Annotated in this window: 15 protein-coding genes; all 15 read left to right on the top strand. The window is 60.0% G+C overall.

What is annotated here, in order from left to right; translation table 11 throughout:
* The 15 genes from sigE (at position 1) to Q4T40_10405 (ending at position 15,572) form a co-directional block, all read left to right on the top strand.
* Positions 1 to 720, top strand: a complete 720-nt coding sequence (sigE, locus tag Q4T40_10475; GenBank protein MDT8901668.1) for an RNA polymerase sporulation sigma factor SigE — start codon at positions 1 to 3, stop codon at positions 718 to 720.
* 479 nt (positions 721 to 1,199) lie between these two features.
* Positions 1,200 to 2,381 carry a glycine betaine/L-proline ABC transporter ATP-binding protein gene (locus tag Q4T40_10470; protein MDT8901667.1) on the top strand — a complete coding sequence of 394 codons (1,182 nt, stop codon included), beginning with the start codon at positions 1,200 to 1,202 and terminating at the stop codon, positions 2,379 to 2,381.
* Positions 2,378 to 3,223 (top strand): proline/glycine betaine ABC transporter permease, encoded by an 846-nt coding sequence (locus Q4T40_10465; GenBank protein ID MDT8901666.1) that lies wholly within the window; start codon positions 2,378 to 2,380, stop codon positions 3,221 to 3,223. The genes Q4T40_10470 and Q4T40_10465 overlap by 4 nt, the downstream gene beginning before the upstream one ends.
* Before the next feature lie 15 nt (positions 3,224 to 3,238).
* Positions 3,239 to 4,132: a glycine betaine ABC transporter substrate-binding protein gene (locus Q4T40_10460; GenBank protein ID MDT8901665.1), complete on the top strand. Its 894-nt coding sequence runs from the start codon at positions 3,239 to 3,241 to the stop codon at positions 4,130 to 4,132.
* 222 nt (positions 4,133 to 4,354) lie between these two features.
* Positions 4,355 to 5,128, top strand: coding sequence for an RNA polymerase sporulation sigma factor SigG (sigG, locus tag Q4T40_10455; GenBank protein ID MDT8901664.1), 774 nt, complete (start codon positions 4,355 to 4,357; stop codon positions 5,126 to 5,128).
* Positions 5,129 to 5,312: 184 nt separating this feature from the next.
* The gene (gene spoIIR / locus Q4T40_10450; protein MDT8901663.1) at positions 5,313 to 5,912 is read left to right on the top strand and encodes a stage II sporulation protein R; all 600 of its coding nucleotides are present in this window, start codon (positions 5,313 to 5,315) and stop codon (positions 5,910 to 5,912) included.
* Positions 5,913 to 6,000: 88 nt separating this feature from the next.
* Positions 6,001 to 6,147: a hypothetical protein gene (locus tag Q4T40_10445; protein MDT8901662.1), complete on the top strand. Its 147-nt coding sequence runs from the start codon at positions 6,001 to 6,003 to the stop codon at positions 6,145 to 6,147.
* A gap of 210 nt (positions 6,148 to 6,357) precedes the next feature.
* On the top strand, positions 6,358 to 8,331 hold the full coding sequence (locus Q4T40_10440) for a sigma 54-interacting transcriptional regulator (protein ID MDT8901661.1): 1,974 nt from the start codon (positions 6,358 to 6,360) through the stop codon (positions 8,329 to 8,331).
* Between the two features lie 148 nt (positions 8,332 to 8,479).
* Positions 8,480 to 9,454 (top strand): thiamine pyrophosphate-dependent dehydrogenase E1 component subunit alpha, encoded by a 975-nt coding sequence (locus tag Q4T40_10435; protein ID MDT8901660.1) that lies wholly within the window; start codon positions 8,480 to 8,482, stop codon positions 9,452 to 9,454.
* A gap of 1 nt (position 9,455) precedes the next feature.
* Positions 9,456 to 10,430: an alpha-ketoacid dehydrogenase subunit beta gene (locus Q4T40_10430; GenBank protein MDT8901659.1), complete on the top strand. Its 975-nt coding sequence runs from the start codon at positions 9,456 to 9,458 to the stop codon at positions 10,428 to 10,430.
* Between the two features lie 26 nt (positions 10,431 to 10,456).
* The gene (locus Q4T40_10425; protein MDT8901658.1) at positions 10,457 to 11,476 is read left to right on the top strand and encodes a DctP family TRAP transporter solute-binding subunit; all 1,020 of its coding nucleotides are present in this window, start codon (positions 10,457 to 10,459) and stop codon (positions 11,474 to 11,476) included.
* 78 nt (positions 11,477 to 11,554) lie between these two features.
* On the top strand, positions 11,555 to 12,022 hold the full coding sequence (locus Q4T40_10420; GenBank protein ID MDT8901657.1) for a TRAP transporter small permease: 468 nt from the start codon (positions 11,555 to 11,557) through the stop codon (positions 12,020 to 12,022).
* A gap of 2 nt (positions 12,023 to 12,024) precedes the next feature.
* Positions 12,025 to 13,317, top strand: coding sequence for a TRAP transporter large permease (locus Q4T40_10415; GenBank protein ID MDT8901656.1), 1,293 nt, complete (start codon positions 12,025 to 12,027; stop codon positions 13,315 to 13,317).
* Positions 13,318 to 13,596: 279 nt separating this feature from the next.
* Positions 13,597 to 14,598, top strand: coding sequence for a thiamine pyrophosphate-dependent dehydrogenase E1 component subunit alpha (locus Q4T40_10410; protein MDT8901655.1), 1,002 nt, complete (start codon positions 13,597 to 13,599; stop codon positions 14,596 to 14,598).
* On the top strand, positions 14,595 to 15,572 hold the full coding sequence (locus Q4T40_10405) for an alpha-ketoacid dehydrogenase subunit beta (GenBank protein ID MDT8901654.1): 978 nt from the start codon (positions 14,595 to 14,597) through the stop codon (positions 15,570 to 15,572). Before Q4T40_10410 ends, Q4T40_10405 begins: the two co-directional genes overlap by 4 nt.
* The last annotated feature ends 19 nt before the right edge of the window (positions 15,573 to 15,591 follow it).

Here is a 15,591-nt window from a genome sequence, read left to right as displayed (position 1 = left end):
ATCGTCAAGCTTGTCATCAAACTCCGCTTCATAGCCCTCCTCCAATTCCTGGGCCTCCTTAACCCCGACGAAATATTCTACGTCGGCAGCACCGAAATACTCCCCCCGCCGCTCTCCAGCGACGAGGAAACCTTCCTCCTCGCCCGCCTGCAAAGAGGCGACAAAACCGTCAAAAGCGTCTTCATCGAACGCAACCTCCGTCTCGTCGTCTACATCGCCCGCAAATTCGAAAACACCGGGGTAGGCATCGAAGACCTTGTCAGTATCGGCACCATCGGCCTCATCAAAGCAGTAAACACCTTCGACCCCGTTAAAAAAATAAAACTCGCCACCTACGCCTCCCGCTGCATCGAAAACGAAATCCTCATGTACCTCCGCCGCAACAGCAAAACCAGGGCGGAAGTCTCCTTCGACGAACCACTCAACATCGACTGGGACGGCAACGAACTTCTCCTCTCCGACGTTCTCGGCACCGACAACGACATCATCTACAAATCCGTCGAAGAAGAAGTCGACAAAGACCTCCTCTACACCGCCATCAACAAACTTTCCGGCCGCGAGCAGAAAATCATGGAACTTCGTTTCGGCCTCGCCGGCGACGGCCTCGAAAGAACCCAGAAAGAAGTCGCCGACATGCTCGGCATCAGCCAGTCCTATATCTCGCGCCTTGAAAAACGCATCATCCAGAAAATGAAAAAATTCATCAAGGCACAGAGCTGACCTTTCAGAACGAAACGGAAGCGATATATTTTACTTACAATTAACAACCGGTTAATAGTCCCTTAACACACCTTGGCCGGGGATATGTCATAATGAAAGCGACACCACGGCCAATCCCCCTCCCTCCAGATAGAACCCCATACCTGTGCCGCCCTTCCGCGGAGGGCGGCACAAGTGCTATGGGGACTTGCCCGGATAGCCAGGCGGCCAAGCAAACCTTACAAGCATTGAAAAACAGTTCCGCCAAGCAAAAACCGCATTACTAGCGCGGCAAAATCAACGGGCAACCGTTGATTTTTTTCTTGTTTTGGGCTCTTTCACCAACAAAGGCCGAAAATGCGCGAATTCGCGGCAATCGACGTACAAACCCCCGATAAAAGGCCCAGAAAAGGCAGGCATATTTTGACCGCTAACAACTTATATATTATAATAGGGTTGTTAGTGTCAAAACGTTGTTTAACAGTCTGGGGGGATAAATATTGAAGGTAGAAGTAGTCAATCTGTACAAAATATTCGGACCCCAGCCCCGGTCCGTTCTGTCCATGGTAAAAAACGGCATCTCCAAGCGCCAGGTAATGGAAGAGACCGGCCACACCGTCGGGATCAACAACGTCAGCTTCCAGGTGCAGCAGGGCGAAATATTCGTAATCATGGGCCTGTCCGGCTGCGGCAAATCCACCCTGGTGCGCTGTATCAACAGACTGATCGAGCCGACCGCCGGCGAAGTGCGCATCGACGGGGAAAACATACTCGAAGCCGACACCCGGCGGCTGCTCGACATCCGGCGCCGGAAAGTGGCGATGGTGTTTCAGCGCTTCGGCCTCTTCCCGCACCGGAACGTCTGTTCAAACGTCGAATACGGGCTCGAGATCCAGGAAGTCGAGCCGGCGGTCTGCCGGGAAAAGGCCCTCAAGGCGCTCGACCTGGTCGGCCTCAAAGGGTACGAATTCAAAATGCCCGACCAGCTTAGCGGCGGTATGCAGCAGCGGGTGGGGCTCGCCCGCGCCTTGGCGACCGACCCCGACATCCTGCTCATGGACGAAGCCTTCAGCGCGCTCGACCCGCTTATCCGCCGGGAAATGCAGGAAGAACTGCTCGAATTGCAGGCCAAAATGCACAAAACGATCATCTTCATCACCCACGACCTTGACGAAGCGCTGCGGCTCGGCGACCGCATCGCGGTCATGCGCGACGGCCAGATCGTCCAGATCGGCAGCTCCGAGGAAATACTGACCAATCCGGCCGACGACTATGTACGGGAATTCGTCCAGGACGTCGACAGGACGAAAGTACTCACAGCCAGCTCGATAATGAAACGCCCCGATCCGCTCATCATCCCCAAGGACGGGCCGCGGGCTGCCGTGCGGCGCATGCAGGAAGAAGGGATCTCCAGCATCTATGCCGTCAACGCCGAACGACAATTTCAGGGCATCGTCCGCATCGAGGACGCCACCCGCCTGGTTCAGCAGGGCATTCATAACCTCGAGGAAATCATCGTCAAGGATGTTCCCGTCGCCGACCCCGACATGCGGATCTTCGACCTCCTGCCGATGGCCTTCAACGCCAAAACGCCGATCGTCGTCCTCGACGGCGATAAAAGAATGCGCGGGATCATCGGCAGAGCGGCCGTAATATCCAGCATCATGGGGGTGGAACAATGATGCACACTATTCCGGTCGGGAAGGTCTTCGAAGCCATAATAATATGGCTGCGGGCCAACTTCGACGGCTTCTTCAACCTTACCCGGTTGGGCCTGACAGGCTTCATCGACGCCTTCGAAAACACGCTCCTCTTCATCCCCGCGGTTGCGATCATCGCCTTGCTGGCCGTCGTCGCCTGGCGGGCGGCGGGGCGGGGGATCGCCATCTTCACCGTCCTGAGCATGGGACTCATCTACAACATGGGCTTATGGCCCCAGACGATGCAGACGCTCGCCCTGGTGCTCACATCAGCGATCATCGCCCTGATCGTCGGCATTCCGATCGGCATCTGCGCCGCCAGAAACGACAAATTCGACCGTATGGTGCGTCCGCTGCTCGACTTCATGCAGACAATGCCGGCCTTCGTTTACCTGATCCCGGCCGTGCTCTTCTTCAAGCTGGGCAAAGTTCCCGGAGCGGTCGCCACAGTCATCTTCTCGATGCCGCCATCCGTCAGGCTGACCAACCTCGGCATCAGGCAGGTGCCGCACGACGTCGTCGAAGCCGCGCGCTCTTTCGGCTCCACCTCCAGGCAGCTGCTCTTCAAAATCCAGTTGCCGATCGCTATTCCCACCATCCTTGCCGGGGTCAACCAAACCATCATGCTGTCGCTGTCCATGGTCGTAATCGCGGCCATGATCGGCGCCGGCGGCCTCGGTGAGGAAGTGTTGAAAGGAATCACCCAGTTAAAAATCGGAAGGGGGTTTGAAAGCGGCGTTGCTGTGGTTCTCCTTGCGATGGTCCTGGACCGGATAACCCAGAGCCTCGCAAACATCAACCGCAGAAAAAACAAACAAGCCTGAGGAGGAATTGTAAACATGCGAAACGGTTTCAAAAAATGGACCATCCTTGCAATTACCGCAGCATTGAGTCTCAGCCTGATCTTGGCGAGCGGCTGCGGCGCCGGCAAGCCTGCGGGGCAGTCGGGAGCCAAAAAAGAAGTCAAGCTGGGCTACGTCAACTGGGCCGAAGGGGTGGCAATGACCAACCTGGCCAAAGTCGTGCTTGAAGATAAAATGGGCTACAGCGTAAAAATCACCATGGCCGACGTCGCGCCGATCTTCACCTCGGTGGCCAACGGCGACTACGACGCCTTCATGGACGCCTGGCTTCCCGTAACCCACGAAAGCTACATGAAAGAATACGGTGCCAAGCTCACCGACCTCGGCACCAACTTCGAAGGGGCGCGCATCGGCCTCGTCGTCCCCGAATACGTCAGCATCAACAGCATCGAAGAAATGAACGGGGCAAAGGCGAAATTCGACGGCAAAATCATCGGCATCGACTCCGGGGCGGGCATAATGAAAGCCACCGACAAAGCCATCAAAGACTACGGCCTCGGCTTCAAACTCATCCCCGGCAGCGGGCCGGCCATGACCGCGGCGCTCAAAGACGCCGTGGAAAAGAAAGAATGGGTAGCCGTCACCGGCTGGAAGCCCCACTGGAAATTCGCCCGCTGGAAGCTTAAGTTCCTCGAAGACCCCAAAGGAATCTACGGGAAAGTCGAAAACATCCATACGGTCGCCCGCAAGGACATCGAAAAAGACCTGCCGGAAGTGGCCCAGTTCCTCCGCAACTTCAAGCTCAACGACCAGCAGCTCGGCAGCCTGATGGGCCTTATCGCCAACAGCGACGATCCGCTGAAAAGCGCCCGTAAATGGGTCAAGGACAACGAAAAGCTCGTCGACTCCTGGATACCGAAAAAGAAATAGTCGCCCTAAAATGCCGGCATCGGTTTTCCCCTGCCGGCCGCAAAGGCCCGTCAGTCAACTGACGGGCCTTTGCCGCGCCCGTACCCGAAAACCATCACCGCTTCGGCCTCCGCCGCCTCCCCCCGTGGCGGCTTTTTTTATTGCCCCGAATAAAACGCCCCCTCCGTGGCAATAATGCTGATAGGAAATTAACAGGGTTGGAAGCTTGTGGGAGGGACATACGTGCTAGTAAACAAAGTCGAGATCTGCGGTGTCAACACAGCCAAGCTCCCCGTCCTGCCGGCCGCCCGGATGCGCGAGCTGTTCGAAATCATGCAGTCGGGAGGCGTCGACGCCCGCGAACAACTCATCTACGGCAACCTCCGGCTCGTGCTCAGCGTCATCCAGCGGTTCAACAACCGGGGGGAATACGTCGACGACCTCTTCCAGGTCGGCTGCATCGGCCTCATGAAAGCCATCGACAACTTCGACCTCTCCCAGAACGTCAAATTCTCCACCTACGCCGTCCCCATGATAATCGGCGAAATCCGCCGCTACCTGCGCGACAACAACCCCATCCGCGTCTCCCGCTCCATGCGCGACGTCGCCTACAAAGCCCTCCAGATCCGCGACTCGCTTGTCAACAAATTCTCCCGCGAACCCTCCATCAACGAAATCGCCGACGAACTCAAAATTCCCCGCGAAGAAATCGTCTTCGCCCTCGACGCCATCCAAGAGCCAATCTCCCTCTTCGAACCCATCTACCACGACGGCGGCGACCCCATCTTCGTAATGGACCAGATCGGCGACGACCGCAACCACGACTTTAACTGGCTCGAAGGCGTCGCCATCAAAGAAGCCCTCCGCAAACTCAGCGACCGCGAAAAACACATCCTCACCCTCCGCTTCTTCGAAGGCAAAACCCAGATGGAGGTGGCGGAGGAGATCGGGATATCGCAGGCGCAGGTGTCGCGCCTCGAAAAGGCCGCCCTCGGACATATGCGCAAATACGTCTAGGGGAGGACGTTGATAGACCCCATCTGCGGCGTTGCTCCTCAGAGCGCTTGCTAGCGTACGCACCCAGTACGCATCGCGGCGCGCTCTTCCGGTGCGCCTTGCATCTGGGGCCTCTGAACGTCCTCCCGGCAGACCATAGAAGAACCATTAGAAAATAGAATCAACATTGGAGAGGAATCAAAAAATGAATAAGACCCTGATCCGTATCGTACTGCCCGTAATCCTGTTCGTCTTCGTCGCCGGCGGCTGGAGCCTGCTCCTTGCCGGCGAAAGCAGGGGAGAGGAGGCATCCCCCCGCGACCTCATCCGCCTCCACATCATCGCCAACAGCGACAGCGCCGCCGACCAGCAGCTCAAATACCGCGTCCGCGACGCCGTCACCGCCCACCTCGCCCCCCACCTGGCCGGCGCCGCCACCGTCGACGACGCCCGCCGCATCGTCGCCGGACAGCGCGAAGCAATCCTCCGCATCGCCCGCAGCACAGTCGCCGCCGCCGGCGCCGACTACCCCGTCGCCCTCGAAACCGGCTGGTTCGAATTTCCCCTCCGCACCTACGGCACCCTCGTCCTGCCGCCCGGGCGCTACGAAGCCGTGCGTCTTCTCCTTGGCGCCGCCGAAGGCAAGAACTGGTGGTGCGTCCTCTTCCCGCCCCTGTGCTTCATCGACGGCACCACCGTCACGGCCGTCCCGGCCGTTGCCGGCGCCGACGACAAAACCGCTTCCCCGAAGCCGGAGAAGATAGAGATCCGCTGGAAACTGGCCGAAGCCCTCGGTCGTCAATAAGGCCCCCGAAAAAAATACCCCTAAACAAAACCGCCCTTCCCGCCGATATAATCAGTGAAAAGAAAAATCGGCAGGGGAGGGCGGACCCATGCTCATCGTCACCACCAAAGTCCAGCCGACCAACAACCAAAGCCGCGACAAACGCCGCACCACCGGCAAAGACAAACCCAAAAAACAGGAATCGTTCAATAAAGTACTCGCCACCGAGATGACCCAGCCCGCAAACAAAAAATAGCAGCCGCCCCTAAACCACCCCCATCTGAGGCGTCATCAGGGCCGCATGGCATGCCAGCCGTGCGGCCTTCGTCCGTCCTTCCCCGGTGAAAAAAATTATCGCATCGTTCAAAAAATTTCCGCAAGTGCAGGAAACGAACGATTTTTGTCCAATGCTTAATATAACTATTTATTTCCTGTATCATTACAGGACGTTTTGGAGGGAGCACACATGATCCAGGACGAGCTAATCCGCGTCGCCTGGGAACGCTTTATCAACCACCGGCAGATCGAGGCCGGCAGCATAAGGACGGAAATCGTCCGCTCCTGGCTCAGATGCGAACAGCAGGGCGTAGACTACCGCAGCGGCGGCAGCAGCGTCATCGTCAACGGCAAGGAACTCGAGGCCCTCCTGGCCCGCAACGCCGAAATCATCGACGCCTCGCGCCCCTTCATGCACAACCTCTACGAACTCATGAAAAACTCCGGCTTCGCCGTAATCCTCGTCGACCGGGACGGCTTCGTCATCGAAGTCATCGGCGACTCCGTAGTCCTCGAATCCCACCGCGGCATCCAGTACGTCAACGGCGTCAAATGGACCGAAGACCTCGTCGGCACCACCGCCATAAGCCTCGTCCTCCTCGGCAGCGGCCCCATCCAGGTTTCCGGCTACGAGCACTACTGCCAGAAACATCAGGACTGGGCCTGTTCCGCCGCGCCCCTCACCGACGCCGCCGGCAATCTCCTTGGCGTCCTCAGCGTCACCGGCCGCACAGAAAACGTCCACTGCCACACCCTCGGCATGGTCGTATCGGCCGCCGCCGCCATCAACAACTACCTTGCCGTCAAGAAAACCCAGCAAGAACTCGAGCAGACCGCCAGCATCCACTCCACCATCGTCAACAAAGTCTCCGACGGCCTGCTCATGATCGACGCCAAGGGCATCGTCACCTTCGTCAACCCCACCGGCGCCAAAATCCTCAACATCAACGCCGCCGAAGCCCTCGGCAAGCACATCTCCACCCTCGTCGACTTCCGGCCCGTCGTCCTCAGAGTGCTGGAAACCGGTCAGGGCTACACCGACAAAGAATTCGTCATCGAAACCAAACGCGGCATCCTCCACTTCATTAAATCAGCCATCCCGCTTAAAAACAGCAAAGGCGAACTCGAAGGCGTCATCGACATCTTCCGGGAAATAAAGCGAATCCGCCAACTCGTCACCAAAATGGTCGGCGCCACCGCCCAATTCAGCTTCGAAGACATCGTCGGCAACAGCCCGGCCATGAAAGAATGCGTCCGCCTCGCCAAAATCGCTGCCAACAGCGCCGCCACCGTCCTCATCCAGGGCGAAAGCGGCACCGGCAAGGAACTTATCGCCCAGGCCATCCACAACGCCAGCCTGCGCTCTGAAGGCCCCTTCATCGCCATCAACTGCGGCGCCCTCCCCCGCAACCTCGTCGAAAGCGAACTCTTCGGCTACGAGGACGGCGCCTTCACCGGCGCCAAACAGGGCGGGCGGCCGGGCAAATTCGAACTCGCCCACGGCGGCACCATCTTCCTCGATGAAATCGGCGAAATGCCGCTCGACATCCAGGTCAAGCTCCTCCGCGTCCTGCAGGAAAAGCGCATCACCAGGGTCGGCGGCCACCGGTCCCTCGAAATCGACGTCCGTGTCATCGCCGCCACCAACCGCGACGTAGCTGATGAAGTCAAGGAAGGCAACTTCCGCCACGACCTCTACTACCGCCTGAATGTCCTGCCCATCTACGTCCCGCCGCTGCGCGAGCGCCTCGAAGACATCCCGCCCCTCATCGACTACCTCCTCAAAAAAATGTGCCACCAGCTCGACGTCGACGACAAACACTTCAGCGACGACGCCCTTGCGCGCATCATGGCCCACGAATGGCCCGGCAACGTCCGCGAACTCGAAAACGTCGTCGAACGGGCCGTGAACATCTGCGAAAACATCGAAATCGGCAGCGATTACCTGCCCCGCACCGTGGGCGAAAAAAGCGAAACCACGGGGTGGAGCCAGCTCTCCCTGCGCGACGCCGAGAAAAAAATCATCAAAGAAACGCTCCACAACACCCGCGGCAACATCTCCCACGCCGCCAAACTCCTCGGCATCGGCCGCAACACCCTCTACAGCAAACTGCGCGACTACGCCATAACCGTGCCGAAAGAAAACGAAATGTTCACAAATTGACCAATAGTGATCGATAACCGAACACATCCGGCGCGTCTCAGCAAGGACATACTGCCCTGTTTCAAGCCATTCCGCCATTTTTCCCTATTGGCACGGAAAATGCATTAAACAATAACCGTTTTTGGGAAAAACGAGAGGGGTGATTCACTTGAAACATGATGCCGAATTTTTGCGCCACCTCTACCGGCGGATGACAAGCATCAGACTATTCGAAGAAAAAATCGGCGAACTCTTCCTCGGCGGCGAACTGCCGGGCTTCGTCCACCTCTACATCGGTGAAGAAGCCATTGCCGTAGGCGTATGCGCCAACCTCACCGACCAGGACTACATCACCAGCACCCATCGCGGCCACGGACACTGCATCGCCAAAGGCGCACAGGTCCGGCCGATGATGGCCGAAATCTTCGGCAAAGCCACCGGCTACTGCAAAGGCAAAGGCGGCTCCATGCACATCGCCGACTTCTCCGTCGGCATGCTCGGCGCCAACGGCGTCGTCGGCGGCGGCTACAACCTCGCCGTAGGCGCGGCCCTCGCCGCCCAGATGCGCAAAACTGGCCAGGTAGCCGTCTGCTTCTTCGGCGACGGCGCCTCCAACCGCGGCACCTTCCACGAAGGCATCAACATGGCCGCCGCCTGGAAACTGCCGGTCATCTTCGTCAACGAAAACAACCAGTGGGCATCCACCACACCCTACCGCACCACCACCGCCATCGAAGACATCGCCGACCGCGCCAAAGCCTACGGCATCCCCGGCGTCGTCTGCGACGGCAACGACGTCTTCTCCGTCATCGAAACCGCCAAGGCAGCCGTGGAACGCGCCCGCGCCGGCGACGGCCCCACCCTCATCGAGGCCAAAACCTACCGCATCAAAGGCCACTTCGTCGGCGACCCGGAAATGTACCGCACCAAAGCCGAAGTGCAGAAACACCTCGACGAAAACGACCCGCTTAAAAACTTCGCCAACAAGGTCATCGCCGCCAAGCTCCTCAAACAGGCCGACCTCGACGCCATCCGCGACGAAGTCGCCCGCGAAATCGAGCAGGCGGTCGGGGAAGCCCGACAGGCGCCATACCCCGACGAATCCGAACTATTCGCAGACCTATACGTGGAAGGGGTGAAGTAACATGCGGGAAATAAGCTTCTCCGAAGCGACCCTCGAAGCCATGGCCGAAGAAATGGAGCGCGACGAGCGCGTCTTCGTAATGGGTGAGGACATCGCCCGCCAGGGCGGCATATTCGGCCAATTCAAAGGCCTGCCCCAGAAATTCGGCACCGACAGAGTCCGCGACACGCCCATCTCCGAAACAGCCATCGTCGGCGCCGGCGTCGGCGCAGCCCTTGCCGGCATGCGGCCGGTAGTAGACATGCACTTCGCCGACTTCATCACCGTCTGCATGGACGAAGTAGTCAACCAGATGGCCAAAATCCGTTACATGTTCGGCGGCCAGTGCACCGTCCCCGTAGTCCTCCGCGCCCCCGACGGCATCATCCGCTCGGCGGCCGCCCAGCATTCCCAGACCCTCGAATCCTGGTTCCTCCACGTTCCCGGCCTCAAAGTCGTCATCCCCTCGAACCCGGCTGACGCCAAAGGCCTCCTCAAATCCGCCATCCGCAGCGACGACCCCGTTCTCTACTTCGAACACAAAGCCCTCTTCCCCACCAAAGGGCCGGTGCCGGAAGGCGAGCACCTCGTCCCCATCGGCAAAGCCAACATCGTGCGGCCGGGCAGCGACGTCACCATCGTCTCCTACTCCATGATGCTCCACCGCACCGTCGAAGCCGCCGCCCAGCTCGCGGAACGGGGCATCGAGGCCGAAATCATCGACCTTCGCACCATCTCGCCCATCGACTTTGAAACCATCAACGCCTCCCTCGCCAAGACCCACCGGCTCCTCATCGTCCACGAAGCCGTAAAGACCGGCGGGGTAGGAGCGGAAATCGCCGCCCGCGTAGCCGAGGAAAACCTCGACCTCCTCGACGCGCCCATCGTGCGGCTCGGCGCTCCCTATGTGCCGATACCCTTCAGCCCCAACCTCGAGAAATTCGTCAAAATCACCGCTGACGACGTTACCCTCGCAGCTTCCAAGCTGTGTGAGTAAAAGAAAAAATGGAGGGGTACAAAAACATGAAAAAAGCGTGGATCCTAGTTCTCTGTCTCGTCCTCGCGGTCTCCCTGGTCGTAGCCGGCTGCGGCGGCGGCGACAAAAAAGCTCCCGAACAGAAAAAGATCAAAATGAAAATGAGCGTCACCACCGCGGAAAGCTCCCCCTGGACCAAAGGCGCGCAAAAATTCGCCGACATCGTCAAAGACAAAACCAAAGGCCGCGTCACCATCCAGGTATTCCCCAACGAGCAGCTCTCCAGCGGCAACCAGGCTAAAGGCATCGAGCAGCTCCAGAACGGCGTAACCGACCTGTCCTTCCACTCCACCATCATCTACTCCGTTCTCGACCCCAAATTCAGCGTCATCTCCATGCCGTGGATAATCCCCAGCAACGAAGCTGTTGACAAAGCCATGAAAGGCGCCGGCGGCGAAAAAATCAAGGCGATCCTCCGCGCCAAAGGCGTAGAACCGCTTGGCTTCGGCGAAAACGGCTTCCGCCAGATCACCAACAACAAGCAACCCATCGCCACCCCCGCCGACATGGAAGGCCTCAAAATCCGCATCCCGGGCATGAAGATGTACATCGACCTCTTCAAAGCCCTCGGCGCCGATCCCACCGCCATGAACTTCGCCGAAGTCTTCACCGCCCTTCAGCAGGGCACCATCGACGGTCAGGAAAACCCCATCCCCGTCATCTACACCAGCAAACTCGGCGAAGTCCAGAAATACATGACCATCTGGAACTACTCCTATGACCCGCTCGTGCTTGGCATCAACAAAAAACTGTTCGACTCCCTCGACAAAGAAACCCAGCAGATCCTGCGCGACGCCGCCAAGGAAGCCTGCGAATACCAGATCAAACTCAACCGCGAAGAAGCGGACAAACAACTGGCCGAACTCAAAGCCAAAGGCATGAAGGTCACCGTCCTCACCCCCGCTCAGATCAAAGCCTTCCAGGCCAAAATGGGCCCCGTATACGAAAAATACGAGCCCAGCATCGGCAAAGACCTGATGGACGCCTTCCGGAACGCCGGCAAATAGCCGCATCAACCAACAGCATTAGCGAGGTGGCTTGGCCCATAGCCGGGCCACCTCGACTATTAAAAAGCGGAGGCCGCCATGTCCAAACTGTTTGACGCCATCGAGGATTGGTTCCTCGCCATCACCCTTGGGGCCATGCTGCTCCTCAACTTCGGCAACGTCCTTTCCCGCTACTTCCTCAACCTTTCTATGTCCTTCACCGAAGAAATAACCACCAACCTGTTCGTCTGGAGCTGCTTCTTCGGCGCGGCCGCCGCCGCCAAACGCGGCGCCCACCTCGGCCTCAGCCTCTTCACCGACATGCTGTCCGCGAAGTGGCAACGGGTTTGCGCCCTCTTCGTAACCTTACTCGCCCTCATCATGTTCGCCGTCATCATCTGGACCAGCATCGGCATGGTCCAGTCTCAGATCGCCAGTAAACAGACCACCCCGGCCCTCGGCATCCCCGAATGGACCATGGGCATCGCTGTGCCCGTCGGCGCGGCCTTCTGCTTCGTACGCTTCGCCCAGGCCGGCTGGCTGGCCTGGCGGAAGGGGGGCAACTGACAATGGATATTGAACCCGGCATTCTCTTATTTATCGTCTTCGGCCTTCTGCTCTGCTTCAACACCCCCATCGCCATAGCCCTCGGCCTCGGCGGCGTCATCACCATCGTCCTCAGCGGCGGCTCCCTCGACATCGTAGCTTTCACCATGTACTCGGCCACCGCCAAATTCACCCTCCTCGCCATTCCCTTCTTCATCCTCGCCGGCGTCGTCATGGAGCAGGCCGGCGTCTCCAGCCGCCTCGTCCGCTTCGCCAACGTCTGCGTCGGCCACATCACCGGCGGTCTGGCCATCGTCCTCGTCGTCACCTCCTGCTTCTTCGCCGCCATTTCCGGCTCCGGCCCGGCCACCGTCGCCGCGCTGGGCGCTATCCTCATCCCCGCCATGTCCGAAGCAGGCTACGACAAATCCATGGCCTCGGCCCTCATGGCCAACGCCGGCGCCATCGGCATAATCATCCCTCCCAGCATCGCCTTCGTCGTCTACGGCGTAGTCGCCGAAGTCTCGATCGGCAAACTCTTCATGGCCGGCGTCATCCCCGGTCTCGTAATCGGCCTCGCCCTCGCCGTCGTCAGCTACATTATCTCCAAAAAACGCGGCTGGGGAGGCGGCGGCAAAAAACCCACCATGCGCGAACTGTGGGACGCCTTTAAAGACGCCGCCTGGGGCCTCATGACCCCGGTAATCATCCTCGGCGGCATCTACGGCGGCATCTTCACCCCCACCGAAGCGGCGGGCGTCGCCGCCGTATACGGCCTGTTCGTAGGCTTCTTCGTTTACAAGGAACTCAACCTGGCCAAACTCAAAAAACTCCTCATCGACGCCTCCGTAGGCTCGGCGGTCGTTATGCTCATCGTCGCCTCCGCCACACTATTCGCCTGGCTCGTAACCACCGAAGGCGTCGCTCAGGACATGTCCAAAGCCATGGTCGAATTCTCCAACAACAAATACGTAATCCTCCTCATCATGAACCTCATCCTCATCGTCGCCGGCTGCTTCATCGACGCCATCTCCGCCTACTACATCCTCCTGCCCATCTTCATCCCCATCCTCAACGCCGTCGGAGTCGACCTCGTCCTCTTCGGCGTCATCATGACCGTCAACCTCGCCATCGGGCAGATCACCCCGCCGGTCGGCGTCAACCTCTACGTAGCCTGCAACATCGCCAACATCAGCCTCAAACAGATCTCGCGGGCCGTCATGCCCTTCCTCATCGCCTCCCTCATAGCCCTCGCGGCCATCACCTACATCCCCGCCGTATCCCTGTGGCTGCCCAACATCCTAGGCATGAAATAACCAACCGCGACCGGGGCGAACCGGCCGGAACGAAGCCGGCCGGTGTCCCGCGGCCGTGAACCCCCTACCATTGCCGCCGCTGCCCAGTCGACCAGCACCCTCTCCCGAGAACTCGAAAAAATGGCCGCCGACATTGCCGGCGGCTGACCATAACAACGCTAACCCCCCCCCTCCCTCGGACCGCGGCGGAACCTCCGGCCTTACCCCGGCCGGGTTCCGCCACCCGGTCCGCAATCCTGCGTCTTTAGACGACAGCCTAGCGAGGATGGTGCGAAACGCATGAAAACGAAAGCAAACCAACACGGCCTTGAGACCCTGCTGCGCTTCTATCGGGAAATGCAGCGCGTCCGCCAGTTCGACCAAAAAGCCGCCGAACTCTTCACCCAGGGCCGCATGGCCGGCAACATCCACACCTGCGTCGGTCAGGAAGCCACCGCCGTCGGCGCCTGCCAGGCCTTAGAGCCGACCGACTTCATCACCGCCACCCACCGCGGCCACGGCCACTGCCTCGCCAAAGGCGGCCGGGCCGCCATCATGATGGCCGAACTCTTCGGCAAAGCCACCGGCTACTGCAAAGGCAAAGGCGGCTCCATGCACATCGCCGACCTCGGCCTCGGCATCCTCGGCGCCAACGGCATCGTCGGCGCCGGCATCCCCATCGCCGCCGGCTCGGCCCTCGCCAGCAAAATCAAAGGCGGCCGCGAAGTCACCCTCGCCTTCTTCGGCGACGGCGCCTCCAACGAAGGCGCCTTCCACGAAGCCCTCAACATGGCCTCCGCCTGGCGCCTGCCCGTCATCTTCCTGTGCGAAAACAACAAATACGGCGTCTCCGTCGCCATCGACCGCGTCACCAGCATCGCCGACATCGCCGACCGCGCCAAAGCCTACGACATCCCCGGCATCGTCGTCGACGGCAACGACGTCGTCGCCGTCTTCGAAGCCGTAAGCGCCGCCGCAGCGCGCGCCAGGGCAGGGGAGGGGCCATCCCTCATCGAAGCCAAAACCTACCGCCACCGCGGCCACTATGAAGGCGACCCCCAGATCTACAAACCCGCCGACGAAGTCGCCGCCTGGAAAAAACGCGACCCGCTCATCCTTCTGCAGGATGCCATCCTTGCGCTTGACCCCGCCGCAGCCGACAAACTGGCCGCCGTCGAAGACGAAATTCGCCGCGAAATCGAGGACGCCGTCCGTTTCGCCGAGGAATCCCCCTACCCAGGGCCGGCCGAAGTAGTCAGCGACGTCTACGCCGCCGACAACGAGAGGAGCGTGGCCAGATGAAGACCATCACCTACGGGCAGGCCATCAGCGAAGCCCTCCGCGAAGAAATGCTCCGCGACGACAACGTCTTCATTCTTGGCGAAGACATGGCCGTCATGGGCAGCGTCTTCGGCCTCACCAAAGGCTTCCTCGAGGAATTCGGCGAAAACCGCGTCATCGACACCCCCATCTCCGAAGCCGGCTTCACCGCCATGGCCGTCGGCGCCGCCCTGCGCGGCCTCCGGCCGGTCGTCGAAATAATGTACGTCGACTTCACCCCCGTCTGCTTCGACGCCATCGTCAACCAAGCCGCAAAAATGCGCTACATGACCGGCGGCCAGACCAGCGTCCCCCTCGTCATCCGCTGCCCCGGGGGCGCCGGACGGCGCAACGCCGGCCAGCACTCCCAGAGCCTCGAGGCCCTCTTCACCCACATCCCCGGCCTCAAAGTCATCGCCCCCAGCACCCCGGCCGACATGAAAGGCCTCCTCAAAGCCGCCATCCGCGACGACGACCCCGTCATCTGCATCGAACACAAACTCCTCTACGCCGCCAAAGGCGAAGTCCCCGAAGGCGAGCACCTCATCCCCCTCGGCTCCGCCGCCGTCAGGCGACCCGGCCGCGACGTCACCGTCATCGCCTGGTCCCGCCAGGTCCACTCCGCCCTCGAAGCCGCGAAAACCCTGGCCGCCGAAGGCATCGACGCCGAAGTAATCGACCTCAGGAGCCTCGTGCCCCTCGACTGGGAAACTCTTGCCTCCTCCGTGCGCAAAACCCATCGCGCCGTCATCGTCCACGAAGCCGTCAAACGCGGCGGCTACGGCGGCGAACTCGCCGCCCAGATCGGCGAAGACCTTTTCGACAGCCTCGACGCCCCCGTCAAAAGAGTGGCCGGCCTCAACGTCGTCCCGCCCTTCAGCCCGGCCCTCGAAGACTTCATCTACCCCAACCCCGGCGACATCGCCGCCGCCGTCAGAGAAACCCTCGGCCGGTAACCGGCGTAAAATACCAACA

This window comes from Selenomonadales bacterium 4137-cl (assembly GCA_032334055.1).
In the GTDB taxonomy this organism is placed as follows: domain Bacteria; phylum Bacillota; class Negativicutes; order Sporomusales; family UBA7701; genus Anaeroselena; species Anaeroselena agilis.
Note: the sequence above shows the minus strand (reverse complement) of the source record. Positions and strands in the feature narration are given on the sequence as shown.

Excerpts from the sequence above, each read along its gene's own strand:
- Q4T40_10425 (MDT8901658.1), top strand. The coding sequence starts at position 10,457 with ATGAAAAAAGCGTGGATCCTAGTTCTCTGTCTCGTCCTCGCGGTCTCC.
- Q4T40_10410 (MDT8901655.1), top strand. The coding sequence starts at position 13,597 with ATGAAAACGAAAGCAAACCAACACGGCCTTGAGACCCTGCTGCGCTTC.
- Q4T40_10405 (MDT8901654.1), top strand. The coding sequence starts at position 14,595 with ATGAAGACCATCACCTACGGGCAGGCCATCAGCGAAGCCCTCCGCGAA.
- spoIIR (MDT8901663.1), top strand. The coding sequence starts at position 5,313 with ATGAATAAGACCCTGATCCGTATCGTACTGCCCGTAATCCTGTTCGTC.
- Q4T40_10415 (MDT8901656.1), top strand. The coding sequence starts at position 12,025 with ATGGATATTGAACCCGGCATTCTCTTATTTATCGTCTTCGGCCTTCTG.
- Q4T40_10430 (MDT8901659.1), top strand. The coding sequence starts at position 9,456 with ATGCGGGAAATAAGCTTCTCCGAAGCGACCCTCGAAGCCATGGCCGAA.
- Q4T40_10460 (MDT8901665.1), top strand. The coding sequence starts at position 3,239 with ATGCGAAACGGTTTCAAAAAATGGACCATCCTTGCAATTACCGCAGCA.
- Q4T40_10440 (MDT8901661.1), top strand. The coding sequence starts at position 6,358 with ATGATCCAGGACGAGCTAATCCGCGTCGCCTGGGAACGCTTTATCAAC.
- Q4T40_10465 (MDT8901666.1), top strand. The coding sequence starts at position 2,378 with ATGATGCACACTATTCCGGTCGGGAAGGTCTTCGAAGCCATAATAATA.
- Q4T40_10420 (MDT8901657.1), top strand. The coding sequence starts at position 11,555 with ATGTCCAAACTGTTTGACGCCATCGAGGATTGGTTCCTCGCCATCACC.
- Q4T40_10445 (MDT8901662.1), top strand. The coding sequence starts at position 6,001 with ATGCTCATCGTCACCACCAAAGTCCAGCCGACCAACAACCAAAGCCGC.